Source organism: Halobacillus aidingensis, from assembly GCF_900104185.1.
Classification (GTDB): Bacteria; Bacillota; Bacilli; order Bacillales; family Halobacillaceae; genus Halobacillus; species Halobacillus aidingensis.
The window spans coordinates 67,517-83,623 of sequence record NZ_FNIZ01000001.1 but is presented as its reverse complement, the minus strand read 5'-3'; the positions used below and the strand labels follow the sequence as shown (position 1 = coordinate 83,623).

Here is a 16,107-nt window from a genome sequence, read left to right as displayed (position 1 = left end):
TTTACGGACTTATTAATTTCAACCATCCTATTATAAATCAAGATACGTGTAATCGCCAATATTTTTGTACTTTAAGAACCGTTTTTCTAATAGTTCCTCAACCTCAAGAGCGCTCAACGTTGCCAGAGATTCGGATATGATTTTCTCAATTTCTTGAGCCTGGGCCTCGATATCCCTGTGCGCTCCCCCTCTTACCTCTGGAATCACAGCATCAATCACATTCAATTTTTTCAAGTCATAGGAAGTGATTTTCATGGATTCTGCTGCTTCTTGAGCAAGGCCTGCATCCTTCCATAAAATAGAGGAGGCACCTTCAGGAGAAATCACGGAATAAGTGGAATTCTCAAGCATGAAAATACGATCTCCAATGCCGAGACCGAGTGCACCACCACTACCGCCTTCCCCGATCACTATACAAATAACAGGAACTGTGAGGCCTGCCATTTCCATCAAGTTTCTGGCAATCGCTTCACTTTGACCTCTTTCCTCTGCAGCTTTTCCAGGATAGGCTCCCTTTGTATCGATAAATGTAATGATCGGTCTTTTGAATTTATCTGCCTGCTTCATTAAGCGGAGAGCTTTTCTGTACCCTTCAGGATGCGGCATACCGAAATTACGACGAATATTTTCTTTCGTATCTTTTCCTCTCTGATGACCGATCACGGTTACGGGTTGACCTTTGAACTTAGCAATCCCAGAGACGATCGCGGCATCGTCCCCAAAATTACGATCTCCGTGCAGCTCCAGAAAATCTGTAAAAAGATATTCGATATAATCAAGTGTCGTCGGTCTTTCAGGGTGGCGTGCCATTTGCACACGATCCCATGGAGCCATTCGGTCATAGACATCTGTTTCAAGTCTTTCCAATCGATTCTCTAAAGTAACGATTTCATCACTTAGATCCATTTCACTATTCTCAGTCAATCGTTTTAAATCAGAGATCTTTTCTCTTAACTCAATGACAGGTTTCTCGAATTCGAGTACGTGCTTCACGATTGGTCACCTCCCACATTATGAAGATCAAGAACTGTCGTTAGCGTCTTTTTCATGTCATGCCGGTGAACGACTTTGTCCAGTTGACCGTGCTCCAGAAGAAATTCAGCGGTCTGGAAATCCTCTGGAAGCTTTTCACGAATCGTTTGTTCAATAATTCTCCGACCAGCAAATCCAATCAAAGCACCAGGCTCTGCAAAATTATAATCTCCAAGGGAGGCAAAGCTCGCTGAAACGCCCCCTGTTGTCGGATGGGTCATGACTGAAATGAAAAGACCACCATCTGAATGAAGGCGCTGGAGAGCGACAGAGGTTTTCCCCATTTGCATCAGGCTAAGAACACCCTCCTGCATTCTCGCACCACCGGAAGCTGTGAAAATGATGAACGGAAGCTTCTCTTTTCTGGCATTCTCGATGGCATTCGTGATTTTTTCACCTACCACTGACCCCATGCTCCCCATTCGGAAACGGGCATCCATAACAGCCACAGCTGTTTCCATGTCATTCATTTTCGCCTTTCCGGTGACAACCGCTTCATTCAAGTCAGACTTTTGACGGTCCTTTTCCAGTTTTTCTTCATATTCTGGGAAATGCAACGGGTTATTTGAAATCATGTGCTTGTCCCACTCTACAAAGGATTCCTCATCAAATAAATGTTGGATGCGTTCGTAGGCACTGAGACGATGATGATGATCACAATGAGGGCAAACATTTATATTTCGATTCAATTCTTTTCTATAAAAGATCTTTTGGCAGTTTGGGCATTTCTGCATCAAACCTTCAGGTACATCCTGCTTTGCTTCTTGGCTGGGAATGGATGCGTATCTTTTTTTCTTGCTGAAAAAGTCTCTTAGCAAGGTGATTCCTCCTTTGGGACAAAGCTTCCTTTCTTATCAATATACATAAATTTCATTTCGTAATATGACTCATTCTGTCGAAATAGATTCGACACGATACGATCATTGAAATAGACGTATAATTTTCATTGTATCTTCTTCCTCCATGACGGTAACCAATTCTTCATACCAATCATCAGAATAGCTTACATCATGGACGGTGTGGGTAAATCCTGAGATGAATTGCCACATCGACAGAAGGAGAGGTTGATCACAAAGGCTGAATAAATATTCAAATACCTTTTGATGCCTTTGAGCGTATGAATGGTCAGAAATGATCGCTCTTATGTCGCTCCTATTCCGGCTGTCTAAATTCCCGTTCAACAAAAGCAGTACTTCTTTTTCAATCATTTGTTTAGCGGTCATCAATTCACTCTTGGTCCTCGATTCATTAAGTAAGAAGTTGGATAGCAGCTCGACCATATGGTAAGGGCGATAGGCTCTCATATAGGTGCCCTCACCTCTTCTTGTTTCAATTAATCCCAAAAGCTCCATCGCCCGGAAGGCTTCCCGGATTGAGGACCTACCTACATTCAATTGTTCACTTAACTCTCGTTCTGACGGGAGCTTATCACCAGGCTTCAACCGATGCTCTTCAATGTAAGATTTCAACTGTTGAAGAACCCCTTCATAAACTTTCCCTCGCTGCTCCTGGGCCACGTTATACGGACACCTCTTTTCATCTCTAACCACAACCAAGTTATGTAGAAGGAGAAACCGAAAAGCTTCCCCCTCTCATATCAATCTTCATCAATTAATGTCAGTTGTCTAGTTTTTTCTGCAACTTCTTCTGGATCTACGTGATGACGGGCAACCCCAGACTCCATCGCCGCTTTTGCTACGCTTGCAGCAACGGCTGGCGCCACTCGCGGATCGAATGGTGCAGGAATGACGTAGTCTTCACTCAACTCATCCTCACTTACTAAGGAGGCGATGGCTTCAGCTGCTGCAATTTTCATTTTTTCATTAATTCTAGTCGCTCTTACGTCCAACGCACCGCGGAAGATTCCCGGAAATGCCAGCACATTATTTACCTGGTTAGGGAAGTCTGAACGACCAGTTCCGATGACACGCGCTCCAGCTTCCTTTGCATCTTCAGGCATAATTTCCGGTTCAGGGTTTGCCATGGCAAAGATGATAGAATCATCATTCATTTTTGATACGGTCTCTTTGGAAAGCAATCCACCAACGGATACACCAATAAACACATCCGCACCTTCCATGACCTCTTCAAGATTCCCTTCTGTACGGTCTTTATTCGTAATTTTAGCAATTTCATCTTTCACATCGTTCATTCCGTAATCGCGGCCTTCAAAAATAGCTCCTTTGGAATCACACATGATGATGTCACGCACACCGAAATGATAGAGCAATTTAATAATCGCAATTCCAGCAGCACCAGCCCCATTAGCTACCACTTTGATTTCTGAGAAGGTTTTCCCAGTTATTTTTAATGCATTCATTAATCCTGCTACTGTAACGATTGCCGTACCATGTTGGTCGTCATGGAAGATTGGTATATTCGTCTCTTTCTTCAGTCGATCTTCGATGATGAAGCAGTTGGGTGCGGCGATGTCTTCCAGGTTCACACCGCCGAAAGTAGGTTCCATTAACTTTACAGTCTGCACAATCTGATCAATATCACGTGTGTTCAAACAAATAGGGAATGCATCTACTCCTGCAAAACTTTTGAACAAAGCAGCTTTACCTTCCATGACTGGCAGGGCAGCCTCAGGTCCAATATTCCCCAGACCAAGAACAGCCGATCCATCACTGACGACGGCTACCATATTACCCTTCATTGTATAATCGTACACCGTATCTTTATGGTCATAAATCTCTTTACAAGGCTCTGCCACTCCAGGGGAATAGGCAAGGCTCAAGTCTCTAGCATTCCTGACAGGAACTTTTGAATGGGTTTCAAGTTTTCCTTTATTGACACGGTGTATGTGCAAAGCTTCATCTCTTAAATTCGACACGACGACACTCTCCTTTTAAACTTATAGTGAACCGACCCTGGTGGTCTGACCACCATTAACCTCTTAATTATAACAGATGAATATAGCGTGTAAAGAAATACAAAAATCCGGGCTGAGCTTTTAATGCCCTGCTCCATCTTTCAAAGGTCTGACGGCTACGGATGACTCTCCGAAAAATTCATTCAATTTACCCATCGATACATCATTCACTTCAAGACAATAGGTTTCATCCAGTTTATAAGTCACTCGATCTTCAGATCGAAAAATGAAGATTGGTGTATTCCCCGGGAAATATTCAGCAAGCTTTTTCAATTTTTCAATGGAATAGTGTTCATGTTCTTCCGTCACCTTAATAAAAAGCCGTTGTTTTTTATCAGCTGGATATTCATCTATACCTAAAGGCTCAGCATGGTTAATGATCAATTGTTTCTGTCCTTTTCTTTCATCAACTTTCCCCTTCAAGTGCACAAGCATCTGTTCTTTCAGCCAAACTTTTATATTCCGATAAGTTTCCGGAAAAAGGACGGCATCCATCTCAGCGGTTTCATCACTAATGGTCAAAAACGCCATAGGATCGCCTCGTTTCGTACGTATTTCACGGAGACCATCAATAACCACGGCAACCTCCACTTGTTTCTTAGTAGAACGGTGAGCCTCTCGAATTGGAAGTATCCCCTTCACCTCGAGGTCTTTCCGTTGGTGGCCCAATGGATGTTGAGACATGTAAGTGCCCAACACCTCTTTTTCCATCGACAAACGCTTCAAAGGGGGGAATGGATCCACTTCCACCATTTCCATATCTAACTCATTGCCGAAGAATCCCGGTTGGTCTTGGAACTCCTTAAAAAGTTCCCCCTGCTCTAAAGCTTGATCGATACTCGCAAGAACACTCGCTCTATTCTGGTGCAGATCGTCGAATGCGCCCGCAAGAACCAGGGATTCTATAACTTTTCTTGTAACAACCTTCCCGTCAACACGTAAACAAAAATCGTTGAGATTCCGAAAAGGTCCTTTCATTCTCTCTTCCATGATCGCTTGGGCGGCCTGGTAGCCGACCCCTTTGACAGCCGTCATTCCAATCCTGATTTCCCCTGAGTCATCATGGTTCAGTGCTTGGCTTCTATTCACAGATGGAGCTTTAACTTTTACGTTCATATCTCTGGCTTCACGAATATACATCGTCATCTTTTCATGATCTCCAAGATGAGCATTCATCAACTCTGCCATAAAGTAAGAAGGATAATGAGCTTTCATGTACGCTAATCTGTATGAAATCAAGCTATAGGCGACCGCATGGCTTCTGTTAAATCCATAATTGGAGAATTTAACAATCCAATCGAACAACTGGTGAGCAATCGTTTCATCATAGCCTTTCGCCTTACACCCTTGGACGAACCTCATCCGTTCCTCTTCTAAAACGTTTGCTTGCTTTTTACTCACCGCTCGCCTTAATAGATCGGCTTCTCCTAATGAATAGCCCGCCACATGACGAGCGACTTCCATGATTTGCTCTTGGTAAACCAATACCCCGAACGTGTGGGCAAGAATTGGCTTCAAGTCTGGATGCGGATATTCAATATTTTTCCTTCCGTGCTTCCTATCAATGTACAACGGGATGTATTCCATCGGTCCTGGTCTGTAAAGAGCGTTAACAGCTACAACATCTTCAAAATGACTCGGCTTTAAACGATGCAGCACATTTTTCATTCCTTGAGACTCCAGTTGGAAGACCCCATTTGTTCTTCCTTCTTTCAAAAGATCAAATGTTCGATCGTCATTTAGCGGAATATGACCGATTGAAAAGTCCTTTTGACGATATCGTTTCACTTTCCGTTCCATTCTTTCAAGGAAAGAGAGATTCCGAAGGCCGAGAAGATCAATTTTAAGAAGTCCCACTTTTTCAAGGTCTCCCATGGCATATTGGGTTAATGAAACAGGGCCTTGGCTTTTCAAAAGCGCCGTATACCTCACAAGTGGTTCTTCACTTAATACGACTCCTGCCGCATGGGTCGATACATGTCGCGGAAGCCCTTCTAGCTTCGTTGCTACTCGGAACAACAGCTTTAAACGATCGGAATTTCTGATGTACTCTTTCAGCTCCTCCGATTTTTTCACAACATCCACGAGTGATGAAGCGGATGTTTTAGGAATCTGATGAAGAATAAAGGAAGCATCACTTTCATCTATTTTCAACACCTTGAACAACTCTCTCAAGACACTCCTGGCAGCAAACGTACCAAATGTACAAATCTGAGCCACATGTTTACTTCCATATTTCTCAGCTACATAGGAAATCACTTCGTCCCTACGATGGTCCGGAAAGTCAATATCTATATCCGGCATTGTAATTCTTTCGGGATTGAGAAATCGTTCGAATAACAAATGATACTCCAACGGATCGACCTGAGTGATTCCCAGCAAATATGAGACGATGGATCCGGCGGCAGACCCACGCCCTGGCCCGGCGTGGATGCCGTTTTCCCTCGCATAACTGATAAAATCCCAAACAATTAAGAAATAATCGCTGAAACCCATAGATGCGATGATAGATAATTCATGATTTAGTCTCTCCACAGCTTGTTGACGACTCTTTGTGTCGTATTTGTCAGGCAATGATGATTCACAAAGCTGTCGTAAGTAGTCATCCGAGCTTTTATTTTCTGGGGAAGGATAAGTAGGGAGCAATTGTCTGTCCAATTCCAAATCTACCTGGCAGGCATTCACAATTTCCTCTGTTGCTACAAGTGATTCCGGCCACCATTCTCCAAAAAAACGCTCCATTTCTTCTTGAGACTTAAGATAGTAATGATGATCATTGTTTTCAGGGCTGTAACGTCCCCCTTCATCAATCGCGCGTAAACATTGGAAAGCATCCGCCTCGCCTCGATCCAAATAACGGACATCTCCAATGGCCACAACCTTCAGTCCGTTCCTACTCACCCATTCTCTTAAAGGTGTATGTAATTGGCGTTCCGAATGGAGGTCGCGATCCTGGATACTCAGGTATAAACGATTCATTCCTAATAGATTCACCCAGCGCTCTCTAGATGTCTCTATTTTGTCAGTCATACGATTAGCGATCGACTCGGCCCACGGAGAACTTGAAGTCATTTGGATAAAAATCAAACCTTCTTTGTACATAGCCAATTGCTCAAGTGTTATGTTTTCCTTTTCTGTTTGAACGATTGTACTTATTTCAAGCAGGTTGTGGTAACCCCCGGTTGTTTCCGCCAACAAAATCATCGGAAAGGAGAGTGTTTGATCAATGACAGTGGTCTTCAGACCAATGATTGGCTTTATTCCTTCGTTCCTACATTCCTCATAAAAAGAGACCGCTCCGCTCATCGTATCCTGATCAGTAAGGGCAACAGCACCAAATCCAGATTCTTTGGCTGTTCGTACAAGGTCCTTGATTTTAATCGTACTGTTCATCAAGCTATAACCTGATTGCACATTCAAATGGGTAAACGTCATTTCGAACACCTTCTTTCATGTAAATTATAGCTACTCTGGGGATTGGATGAAAGCCTTCTGCATAAAGAGAGGATTTAAAGAATAATGGTTAGGTAAGAGACTATTTTCAGACAGCGAAAAGAGGGACAAGATGGAAGATCGTTTAGTCATATCCATGATTCAATGCTTCTTTATCGCGTTCGGAGTCATCGTTGGTGGAACCATTATCGGAAGTATAGGAAGTTTATTAACAGGGGAAGCCGCTTTGACATCCATGTTTCGGATAGCAAAAGGCTTGAGGATTTGGGCCATTGTAGCAGCCATCGGCGGAACATTTGATGCCATAAGCAATTTCGAAAAAGGAATCTTTGATGGTTCCACGTTTGATATCTTCAAGCAAGTGATGATCATTATCGCCGCCATGGGTGGAGTGAAAACAGCACTGCTTCTTTTTGAATGGTTACTGGGTGATGAGGTGACGTAATGCACTTTCCAGCCTACCATAAAAACAAGGAATGGAGACGTTTTTTTGCGGGTCTTGTTTTAGGAGCGATTATTGGTTATGCCTTTTTCATTTACGTTCATGGCCAACTGCAGCAAAAATACACAGAAGAACATATAGAAATGACAGCCCGACTAAGTGAATGGGAAGCTAAATATGAAACACTCCTAAACAATCAGGATCAAGGATCAGAAGGCACGCCCATGAGTGTCAAAGAAATAAGCGTGGTGTTTACAAATGCAAAAAAACTTGAGATCGACCTGTTGACCCAGCACCAGCTTGATGCTTTGGTCAAAGATCAACTGGTGACGGTATCCGGTAAGGATGTCTCCATCGTTGCTGATCAAGTGGATCTCATCATCTCGACGATTGAAAATAAAAACTATGTCGTCGATGATTTCACTTATGAGTTGAAAGTGACGAGATTAATTGTCTCTGAAACCATGAATTTGCATCTCGAAATTAAATTAAAACGATAGGAATCTGAGCAGGCTTATTCCGCCTGCTCATTCTTATACTTCAGACATACCGCTTCAAGTTCTTTTGCAATTTCATCGGTTTCATCCCATGAAGAAGCAGAAGCGCCTGAGGCCATCGGGTGCCCTCCTCCATTATGGTTGGCTGCGATCCCATTTATCACCGGCCCTTTTGAGCGTAAACGAACACGGATGGTATCTTCTTCTTCCACGAAAAATGCCCACGCAAGCATTCCTTCTACGTCTCCTAGCAAACCTACGAGCTGACTCGTTTCCGAAGGAGAAACGTTAAACTCATCCAACGTTTTACGATCGAGACGGATGGTTGAATACCCAGCTTCATTAACGGTGAAATTTTGTAAAACATATCCTTTCAGCTTGGCGACATGAACAGGAGTCTTATACATTTCGTTATATAACGCTGGTCGATCGAACTCAAAATTCACAAGGTTAGCTGCGTAAGACAGCGTCTGTTTCGTCGTACTCGGAAAAAGGAACCTCCCTGTATCCCCGACAATCCCTGCATATAGAAGTCGAGCTGCCTCATCAGTAAGGACCAATCCTTCCTCTGCAAACTCAGAGTACAATTGATAGATCATTTCTGAAGTGGAGCTTGCTGTTGTATCCACCCATTGGATATCTCCATAAGCATCTACTTCTGGGTGATGATCGATTTTTATTAAAAGGTCTCCCTGATCATAACGCTGATCATCGATACGAGCCTGGTTTGCAGTATCACACACGATTGTAAGAGCTCCTTTAAAAACTTCATCAGGCACCTCATCCATCATAGTAAGGAACTCCAGAGAGGGTTCCGCTGTGCCGGTGATCCATACTTGTTTTTGTGGAAAAGTGGCTTGAATCAATGTAGCTAAACCAGCCTGCGATCCATAGGCATCCGGGTCTGGACGGACATGACGATGGATGATGATAACTTCGTGATCCTTGATAGCTTTCATAATGGCTTGCTTACTCATAAAAAAGTCCTCCTCTTTTGCTTTCCGTGTCATTTAATTATAGAATTCTCCGTACAGGTAGCCTTTTCCGAAGAAACAAGCTACAATAAAAGGGAAATTTAAACGCAGGAGTCGATCAAATGATTATTTTTCCGATCCTTATATTAGTCTCTTTTGTACTTTATATCTACTACAAGGTGATGATTGTCCGTTCCAATGACCCTCTAACTCAAGAATACTTAAATAGTAAATCCAAACTATTCCTTGGAAGTTTCATTTTCTTTTTTGGGATTAACCAGTATGTATTCTACCAAACGAAACTTTCACTTTTTGTAGGTATCGTATTCATTGCCTTCGGTATTTTCCAAGCCCGGCTGGGATGGAAATCAAGCAAGCATTATCAGGCAGAATTTCAAAAGCACCGCACAAGCCCTCAATCATGAATGTCTAAGAAAAAGTCGCTGTTGTTCAGCGACTTTTTTTATCGATCAATGAGCTGTGCCATTAGAAGAGCTTTTCCAACGATAGATTTTTCATGGTGAACCTCAATGTCTACTTTTGCGAATTTCCTTCCGACCTCAAGAATTTGAGGCCGCACTTCTATATCACTTTCGATTTGAACGGGCTTAATGAAATAGACAGAAATGTTTTCAACAACAAGATCGCCTTTTTTATACTTCCTTAATAATCGACTCGACGCTTCTGTGATTAACGAAATGAAAACACCATAGGACATCGTACCAAGAGGATTCGTCATTTGAGGTGTTACTTTCGTTTGCCAAACAGGTGTTGAGTCATCTTCTGTGATGACTTCCATGCGATTTGTCGCAAGATCATCAATTGTTTCGCCTACCTGAGGCTGCCTTTGGATATGCTGCAGTGCTTTCAACACATCCTGACGGGAAATGATCCCTTGAAGTTTATGGGAAGGATCGACAACGGGCATTAGTTCAATCCCTTCCCAAACCATGACATGGGCAGCGTTCGCAAGGGAGGTTTTGGCATGGACGGTCATCGGGTTTCGTGTCATGACTTTTTCAATCCGCGTCTCTTTATCCTTTCCAATTACATCTCTTGAAGTGACGATGCCAACCACACGATTCTGCTGATCTACGACAGGATAGCGGCTATGCCCTGTGGCTGTGTTAAATTCATGCCACCTGGCAACTGCATCCGATGATTGCAAGAACTTTGATTCCTCATAAGAAGTATAAATATCATCGACAAGTACAATTTCTTTTTTAATTAATTGATCATAGATGGCTCTATTGATCATCGTTGCGACTGTAAATGTATCATAACTGGTAGAAATGACGGGAAGCTTCTTTTCATCAGCCAGCTTTTTAACCGCTTCACTCGTATCGAATCCACCTGTAATTAAAACAGCCGCCCCTTCTTTCACTGCAAGCTCATGAGCATTTGTCCGGTTTCCTACAATAAGAAGAGAACCCGCTTCCGTATAACGCATCATCGCTTCAAGCTTCATCGCACCTATGACGAATTTACTTAGGGTTTTATATAAACCTTCGCGTCCTCCAAGGACTTGCCCATCGACGACATTCACAATTTCAGCAAACGTCAATTTTTCTATGTTCTCTTTTTTCTTCTTTTCAATTCTGATGGTTCCGACACGTTCCATCGTGCTGACAAGGTCCTGGTTCTCCGCTTCTTTGATTGCCCTGTAGGCTGTACCTTCACTGACATTCAATGCTTTCGCTATTCTTCTGACAGATATTTTGCTGCCGACCGAAAGGGATTCAATGTGTTCCAGGATCTGTTCGTGTTTTGTTGCCATATGCCCACCAAACTTTCTAACTGTACTAATCCAATTTCTTTTAATTGTTATTATACAGTTGATACAGATGATCCGCAATTTCTTCCTGAAGTTTCAGAAAAAAAGCCGTTTGTCCCTGAGTAGACAAACGGCTTTGAGTCTCTTATTCTTAGAGGTCAATAGATTCTCCCGGCTTTAATGCATGTCCTTTTCCTGGTTTCACTTCTTGAGCAAATGCATCCCCGTCCTGAGCAATTAAATCAAACGTGTTGTAGTGAACAGGCACGACCTGTTTCGCTTGGAGCCATTCAGCAGCGACGAGCGCATCAGATGGTCCCATTGTGAAATTGTCGCCAATAGGAAGGAAAGCAAGGTCAATATCATTACGTTCCCCAATCATCTTCATATCAGAGAATAAACCGGTGTCTCCGGCGTGATAAATGGTCTTTCCATCAATCGTTAGTAAAATTCCTGTAGGCATCCCTGTATACACGATCGTTCCATCCTCTTCCTGATAAGAAGAACCATGAAAAGCTTGGGTGAATTTCACATGCCCAAAATCGAATTCATGACCTCCACCGATATACATAGGATGAGCGTTCAGGCCTTTATTTCCAAGATAAGTAGCTAACTCGAACGGAGCGATGACTTGTGCATCATTTCTTTTTGCAATCTCAAATGTATCCCCAACGTGATCGTTGTGACCATGAGTGAGCAAAATCACATCTGCTTTTACTTGGTCAGCATCCAGATCTGTATTCCCGTTGTCCGAAATGAACGGATCAAAAAGAATCGTCTTTCCATTTGCTTCAACTTTCACAACAGCATGACCATGATAAGAAACTTTCATCCATAACACTCCTTTTAAACTTTGCTGATTCAATAGTTTCGCCAAGCTTGTTCATACTTTTGAATGAGATGTGGATTAATTAAGGTATTGGGTTCCAACTTGACCACTTGGCCTTCTCCATTCAAGATTTCCCCATCTTCATCTTTTCCAAACACTGTCATGGATTGAAAAACTTCCTCTGTCAGAAATTCAGTTTCCACAGTAAATTCGACCTCTTCGATCGCAAGCGGTTCCCTTGCGGCCATAATGAATCCCCAATTTCCGAAGCTCGGAACATCCACATGGAAATTTTCTGTGTACAGTCCTGTGGAGGCCACCGTTTTATCAATCGTCCAGTACACTTCTGTCGCAAAAAGCGGACTTGTTGCCTGGATCATCACTGCCCCTCCAGGTGATAAATGGTTTCTCACTAAAGAATAAAATTCCCGCGTATAGAGTTTGTTCAGACTTTCGTTATTCGGATCAGGAAGGTCGATAATAATTACATCATAAAATTGATCCGCATCCTCTAAAAACTTGAACGCGTCTTTATTTAATACGTTAACCCTTGGATCATCTAGAGCTCCCTTATTTACTTGCAGCAGATGAAAATTGGTTCGTGCAAGGTTTGTGACAGCAGGATCAAGGTCAACGAGCGTAATTTCTTTGATTTCCTGATACTTTAATAACTCCTTAGCCGCAATCCCATCTCCCCCACCTAGGATAAGAACATTGTCTTGTTTGTCAGAAAAGGCGACTGGTGGGTGGACAAGCGTTTCATGATACCGATGTTCATCGGTTGAACTGAATTGCAAGGATCCGTTTAAGAATAGACGTGTATCTCCCTGCTCCTTTGTAAGTACGATCCGTTGATAAACACTCTCTTCCATATGAATAATGGGATCTTTATATAGCTTCTGTTCGAAAGAGAAGGCCATTTCTTCACCGAAAAACAGCCCACCAATAAGAAGAGTTCCAATGATGATTGCCCCTGTCAAATGAACGGAGAACCTCTTAATTTCAGACCGGAATAAATACAGGACCAATACAGCAACAGCTAAATTAATACAAGCAACAAAAAAGGCGCTTTTCACCATACCCATTTGTGGTCTGAGATAGAAAGCAAAAAGGAGACCACCAATCAACCCACCGGCATAATCAGAAAACAACACCCTGGCCGTACTTCTGTTGAGCTCCACACCTATCTCATTCGCTTTTCTAATAAGAATCGGCAGCTCAAGGCCGGTCAGAGCCCCAATGGTAAATGTTACTAGATATAGAAACAGTGCATCTGTACCTGCAGGAGCAAAAGCCGTCATACCAAACATCGTGAAGCTTGAAAAGCCTCCGATTAGTGCGACCATGAATTCAATCCAAATGAACGTGACGATCAATTGTTTCATTACTCTCTCACTTATACTCGCACCAATCCCCATCCCGGTAAGGAACAAGCTGATCGTCAACGTGTACTGCTTTACACCATCACCGAGAATGTACGATCCGAGCGCCCCAAATAACACTTCAAATATAATGCCGCATATGGAAACAATGCCTGAGGCCCAGTAAATAAAATGACTCTTTCTAATATTCGCTTCCACTTTCGTTCACTCCACTTAAACTTGTATGTTAAAAAGCCACTATGAGAATGGTTCATAGTGGCTTCTCTCAGTTGTTCTGACGCCGTTATGTAATCGACGCACCAATAACGAAGGCTAGACCGATCGATACCCCCATCGTGATGATTCCGACCGCTGTGTTATTTTCCTTCAATTTCGTTTCAACAGAAAACTTACGTGTGAACAATTCAAATAAAAGGTAGGCAATCATTTGAAGGACAACCCCGTACGCTCCCCAAATCAACGTATCCCATACAGTAAAACTATGATAGATTGCAAACGACAGAACAATACAGATGCCGATGATTTTTCCTGCGATGGACATTGCAACAGCCTGATTCCCTTGCTTTACCTCTTCCCAATCCTTATACTGCCTAGTTAACCATTCGAAGATAACCAATCCAAGAACAACAATCACAACCGCCATCACAAAATAGCCTAACGTAGCCAAAAATGGTTCCATTAAAATAACCTCCTTTATTTTCCTGTACCAGGGCCTCCACCACGGTTCGAGGACCCTCTCATAGAAGTGGTTCCGCCTGAATTATAATTCCCGTACATCCCATATCCACCATAACAGTTCCCTGTTTGTTGGCAATTCGCCCTTCGCCGATCATACCAGTCGTTAGACCCCAACGAACGGTTCAGAATAGATCCTAAAAATAAACCACTAAAGAAACCAGGAGAATAATGATTCCTCACAAAATCATCGGATGCAAGTTCAATTGTAATCACACCAGGTTCCTCCGTACTTTCCTGGAGGATCACAAAATGATCAGGATAAATGAGGGCTTGCTTATTTTCCTGCTTTTCACTTATTTCTTCTGGGGGAATAACTGAGGTCAAAGAATCTGACACCTCGGTTAACGACAATTCTTTTGTCATATAAATTCTTGAGATGCCCTGATCGGATCTGACCGTATCCAATAGAGGGAAATGATCCTGAATCAGTGATTCAATATCGTTGGCTTCCGAATTTTCTATTCCACTTAGAATCTCTGACCGATCAGGCTCTGAGGGCAGTTCACCATATGTATCTTCGGTATAAGAACCTGACATTCCTCTTTGGTCATTTCCGCCGAATACATTGAACAATAAGAAAAAGGCAATGATTCCTACGACTATGATCCCTGCATAATCTTTCAACATACACCCTCCTTCCAAAGGACAAAGGCTCAGGCTGCACTGAGCGCTAGAGCCGGATGCCGTCACTATTACGGACAATCCATCCACGACTCGGACTTTGTTATTTTTCCAGACCATAAAATAGCCGTGCCTGACCACTTGGCCAGGCACGAATGTTGGACCAGAGATTATTCTTTGTTCATCTTTTTCTTCAGTTCTTCTAACTCACTGTCCACGCTATCTTTATTATCCAAATCCTCGAATTCGTCGTCTAAGGAGCGGCTCTGTGAGGACATATCCTCACTTGTTTCAGCTTCAGCTTCATAGTGCATGACTTTTTCTTCCATGCGTTCAAAACCTTGTCGTGACTCATCCCCACCAATGTTTGACATGGTGCGGTTCATTTTAGTACGCGTTTTCGCAGACTCTGCACGTGCTTTCAAAGAATCTTTCTTCAACTTCATTTCCTGATATTCCTTCTTCATTTCATCTAGTTTTTGACGAAGGTTATTCGCATCCTGCTGAGCACGTTCCCAAGAAGCCTTGAATTGATCTGCTTGATCCTGATGGTTCTTCTTATCTTCCAGTGCGCGGCGAGCCAAATCTTCATTTCCTGCCTCAATGGCTTTTTCCGCCTGCTGCATACGCTTATCCACAAGAGCCTGAGAATCATCATATTTACGTTTCAACATTTTTTCATTCGCAATTTGCTTCGCTACCGCACTTTCAGCTTCACGGATGTCGTTCTCCATATCACGCATGAATTGGTCCAGCATTTTCACAGGGTCTTCTGCTTTATCCAACATGGAGTTCAACTCAGAACCTACAACTGTTTTTACACGATTAAAAAATTTAAACATATTTTTTCCTCCTTATTTTGAACCTGCTAGTATTTTGATTTCATATGCTTCGATGTCATACCCAACACTTACTTCTACTTCACTGCCCCATGATTCAAGGCTTAGATATGTTTCTTCATCTTCAGAAATATACTCCGCATATCGAGAGGTACGTCCATTGATGTTTTTGCTTCTTCCTTCTCCCGTTACGCGTGCTTCTCCTTCTTCATCTTTAAAAAAGGTTTGACCCTCGTATTCGAGTTTTTTAGGGAAGGGCAAGGAAACAGGGAGTTTTACCGTCTCATACACCCCTAGTTCCAGCTCATCATCCATTTCAGCAGCGAGCCATTTCGTTTGATCACCTTCCAATAGCTGATAAGAAAACCACTCATAACCACCGTCCCGATACGTAATCTTACCAACAACTTCATAGTCCACAAGATCGTACGTAACAATGTCACCGACTTGGATATTCAACGGTGTTCGCTCTTTCACTTCTGGTTCCTGCTTTTCACTCTTTGAAAACAATCTAGAAAAGAAACCCAAATCTTCACCTCTCCTTCAACTGTGACCCTGTGTACCTGTATGTACGTGTCGCATTTATAAAAGGTTTCATCTTTTTTCTTTTTATTTTACGCAGAATTCAAAAGAATCTCAAATCCTCGGCCT

Annotated in this window: 16 protein-coding genes; 3 read left to right on the top strand and 13 right to left on the bottom strand. The window is 42.7% G+C overall.

Features of this window, described 5'->3' with window-relative positions:
• Nucleotides 1–30: 30 nt before the first annotated feature.
• The 5 genes from BLS23_RS00400 to dnaE all read right to left on the bottom strand — a co-directional run bounded on the left by BLS23_RS00400 (nt 31) and on the right by dnaE (nt 7,342).
• Nucleotides 31–993 carry an acetyl-CoA carboxylase carboxyltransferase subunit alpha gene (locus tag BLS23_RS00400; protein WP_089650542.1) on the bottom strand — a complete coding sequence of 321 codons (963 nt, stop codon included), beginning with the start codon at nt 991–993 and terminating at the stop codon, nt 31–33.
• A complete protein-coding gene (accD, locus tag BLS23_RS00395; protein WP_089650541.1) occupies nt 990–1,850 on the bottom strand; it encodes an acetyl-CoA carboxylase, carboxyltransferase subunit beta in 861 nt (286 codons plus the stop codon). Before accD ends, BLS23_RS00400 begins: the two co-directional genes overlap by 4 nt.
• Nucleotides 1,851–1,952: 102 nt before the next feature.
• Complete coding sequence (locus BLS23_RS00390) at nt 1,953–2,549, bottom strand: FadR/GntR family transcriptional regulator (protein WP_089650540.1); 597 nt, start codon at nt 2,547–2,549, stop codon at nt 1,953–1,955.
• Nucleotides 2,550–2,629: 80 nt separating this feature from the next.
• On the bottom strand, nt 2,630–3,868 hold the full coding sequence (gene ystJ, locus BLS23_RS00385; RefSeq protein WP_089650539.1) for an NADP-dependent malic enzyme: 1,239 nt from the start codon (nt 3,866–3,868) through the stop codon (nt 2,630–2,632).
• 120 nt (nt 3,869–3,988) lie between these two features.
• The gene (gene dnaE / locus BLS23_RS00380) at nt 3,989–7,342 is read right to left on the bottom strand and encodes a DNA polymerase III subunit alpha (RefSeq protein ID WP_089650538.1); all 3,354 of its coding nucleotides are present in this window, start codon (nt 7,340–7,342) and stop codon (nt 3,989–3,991) included.
• 130 nt (nt 7,343–7,472) lie between these two features.
• Between dnaE and ytrH the strand changes: the two genes are divergently transcribed.
• Both ytrH and ytrI read left to right on the top strand, forming a co-directional pair.
• The gene (gene ytrH / locus BLS23_RS00375; RefSeq protein ID WP_089650537.1) at nt 7,473–7,805 is read left to right on the top strand and encodes a sporulation membrane protein YtrH; all 333 of its coding nucleotides are present in this window, start codon (nt 7,473–7,475) and stop codon (nt 7,803–7,805) included.
• On the top strand, nt 7,805–8,302 hold the full coding sequence (gene ytrI / locus BLS23_RS00370; RefSeq protein ID WP_089650536.1) for a sporulation membrane protein YtrI: 498 nt from the start codon (nt 7,805–7,807) through the stop codon (nt 8,300–8,302). Before ytrH ends, ytrI begins: the two co-directional genes overlap by 1 nt.
• 14 nt (nt 8,303–8,316) lie before the next feature.
• On the opposite strand, the gene BLS23_RS00365 is transcribed toward ytrI, so the two are convergent.
• Entirely contained in the window at nt 8,317–9,276 is a 960-nt protein-coding gene (locus BLS23_RS00365; RefSeq protein ID WP_089650535.1) for a DHH family phosphoesterase, read from the bottom strand.
• A gap of 119 nt (nt 9,277–9,395) precedes the next feature.
• Between BLS23_RS00365 and BLS23_RS00360 the strand changes: the two genes are divergently transcribed.
• Nucleotides 9,396–9,698: a YtpI family protein gene (locus BLS23_RS00360; protein WP_089650534.1), complete on the top strand. Its 303-nt coding sequence runs from the start codon at nt 9,396–9,398 to the stop codon at nt 9,696–9,698.
• Nucleotides 9,699–9,736: 38 nt separating this feature from the next.
• Here BLS23_RS00360 and BLS23_RS00355 read toward each other — a convergent pair whose 3' ends face one another.
• The 7 genes from BLS23_RS00355 to BLS23_RS00325 form a co-directional block, all read right to left on the bottom strand.
• Nucleotides 9,737–11,050 carry a DRTGG domain-containing protein gene (locus BLS23_RS00355; RefSeq protein WP_089650533.1) on the bottom strand — a complete coding sequence of 438 codons (1,314 nt, stop codon included), beginning with the start codon at nt 11,048–11,050 and terminating at the stop codon, nt 9,737–9,739.
• Between the two features lie 148 nt (nt 11,051–11,198).
• Entirely contained in the window at nt 11,199–11,879 is a 681-nt protein-coding gene (locus tag BLS23_RS00350; RefSeq protein ID WP_089650532.1) for a metal-dependent hydrolase, read from the bottom strand.
• A 29-nt stretch (nt 11,880–11,908) separates the two neighbouring features.
• Nucleotides 11,909–13,456, bottom strand: a complete 1,548-nt coding sequence (locus tag BLS23_RS00345; protein WP_089650531.1) for a polyamine aminopropyltransferase — start codon at nt 13,454–13,456, stop codon at nt 11,909–11,911.
• Nucleotides 13,457–13,541: 85 nt separating this feature from the next.
• Nucleotides 13,542–13,937, bottom strand: a complete 396-nt coding sequence (locus BLS23_RS00340; RefSeq protein ID WP_089650530.1) for a DUF350 domain-containing protein — start codon at nt 13,935–13,937, stop codon at nt 13,542–13,544.
• Nucleotides 13,938–13,951: 14 nt separating this feature from the next.
• On the bottom strand, nt 13,952–14,623 hold the full coding sequence (locus tag BLS23_RS00335) for a DUF4247 domain-containing protein (protein ID WP_244157014.1): 672 nt from the start codon (nt 14,621–14,623) through the stop codon (nt 13,952–13,954).
• Nucleotides 14,624–14,787: 164 nt separating this feature from the next.
• Nucleotides 14,788–15,459 (bottom strand): PspA/IM30 family protein, encoded by a 672-nt coding sequence (locus tag BLS23_RS00330; protein WP_089650529.1) that lies wholly within the window; start codon nt 15,457–15,459, stop codon nt 14,788–14,790.
• Nucleotides 15,460–15,471: 12 nt separating this feature from the next.
• On the bottom strand, nt 15,472–15,984 hold the full coding sequence (locus BLS23_RS00325; protein WP_089650528.1) for a DUF4178 domain-containing protein: 513 nt from the start codon (nt 15,982–15,984) through the stop codon (nt 15,472–15,474).
• Between the last annotated feature and the right edge of the window lie 123 nt (nt 15,985–16,107).

What these genes read in the sequence shown, in the direction of transcription:
- BLS23_RS00330 (WP_089650529.1), bottom strand. Translation starts at nt 15,459, where the DNA reads ATGTTTAAATTTTTTAATCGTGTAAAAACAGTTGTAGGTTCTGAGTTG.
- BLS23_RS00355 (WP_089650533.1), bottom strand. Translation starts at nt 11,050, where the DNA reads ATGGCAACAAAACACGAACAGATCCTGGAACACATTGAATCCCTTTCG.
- BLS23_RS00360 (WP_089650534.1), top strand. Translation starts at nt 9,396, where the DNA reads ATGATTATTTTTCCGATCCTTATATTAGTCTCTTTTGTACTTTATATC.
- BLS23_RS00365 (WP_089650535.1), bottom strand. Translation starts at nt 9,276, where the DNA reads ATGAGTAAGCAAGCCATTATGAAAGCTATCAAGGATCACGAAGTTATC.
- BLS23_RS00350 (WP_089650532.1), bottom strand. Translation starts at nt 11,879, where the DNA reads ATGAAAGTTTCTTATCATGGTCATGCTGTTGTGAAAGTTGAAGCAAAT.
- dnaE (WP_089650538.1), bottom strand. Translation starts at nt 7,342, where the DNA reads ATGACGTTTACCCATTTGAATGTGCAATCAGGTTATAGCTTGATGAAC.
- ytrH (WP_089650537.1), top strand. Translation starts at nt 7,473, where the DNA reads ATGGAAGATCGTTTAGTCATATCCATGATTCAATGCTTCTTTATCGCG.
- BLS23_RS00335 (WP_244157014.1), bottom strand. Translation starts at nt 14,623, where the DNA reads ATGTTGAAAGATTATGCAGGGATCATAGTCGTAGGAATCATTGCCTTT.
- BLS23_RS00340 (WP_089650530.1), bottom strand. Translation starts at nt 13,937, where the DNA reads ATGGAACCATTTTTGGCTACGTTAGGCTATTTTGTGATGGCGGTTGTG.
- ytrI (WP_089650536.1), top strand. Translation starts at nt 7,805, where the DNA reads ATGCACTTTCCAGCCTACCATAAAAACAAGGAATGGAGACGTTTTTTT.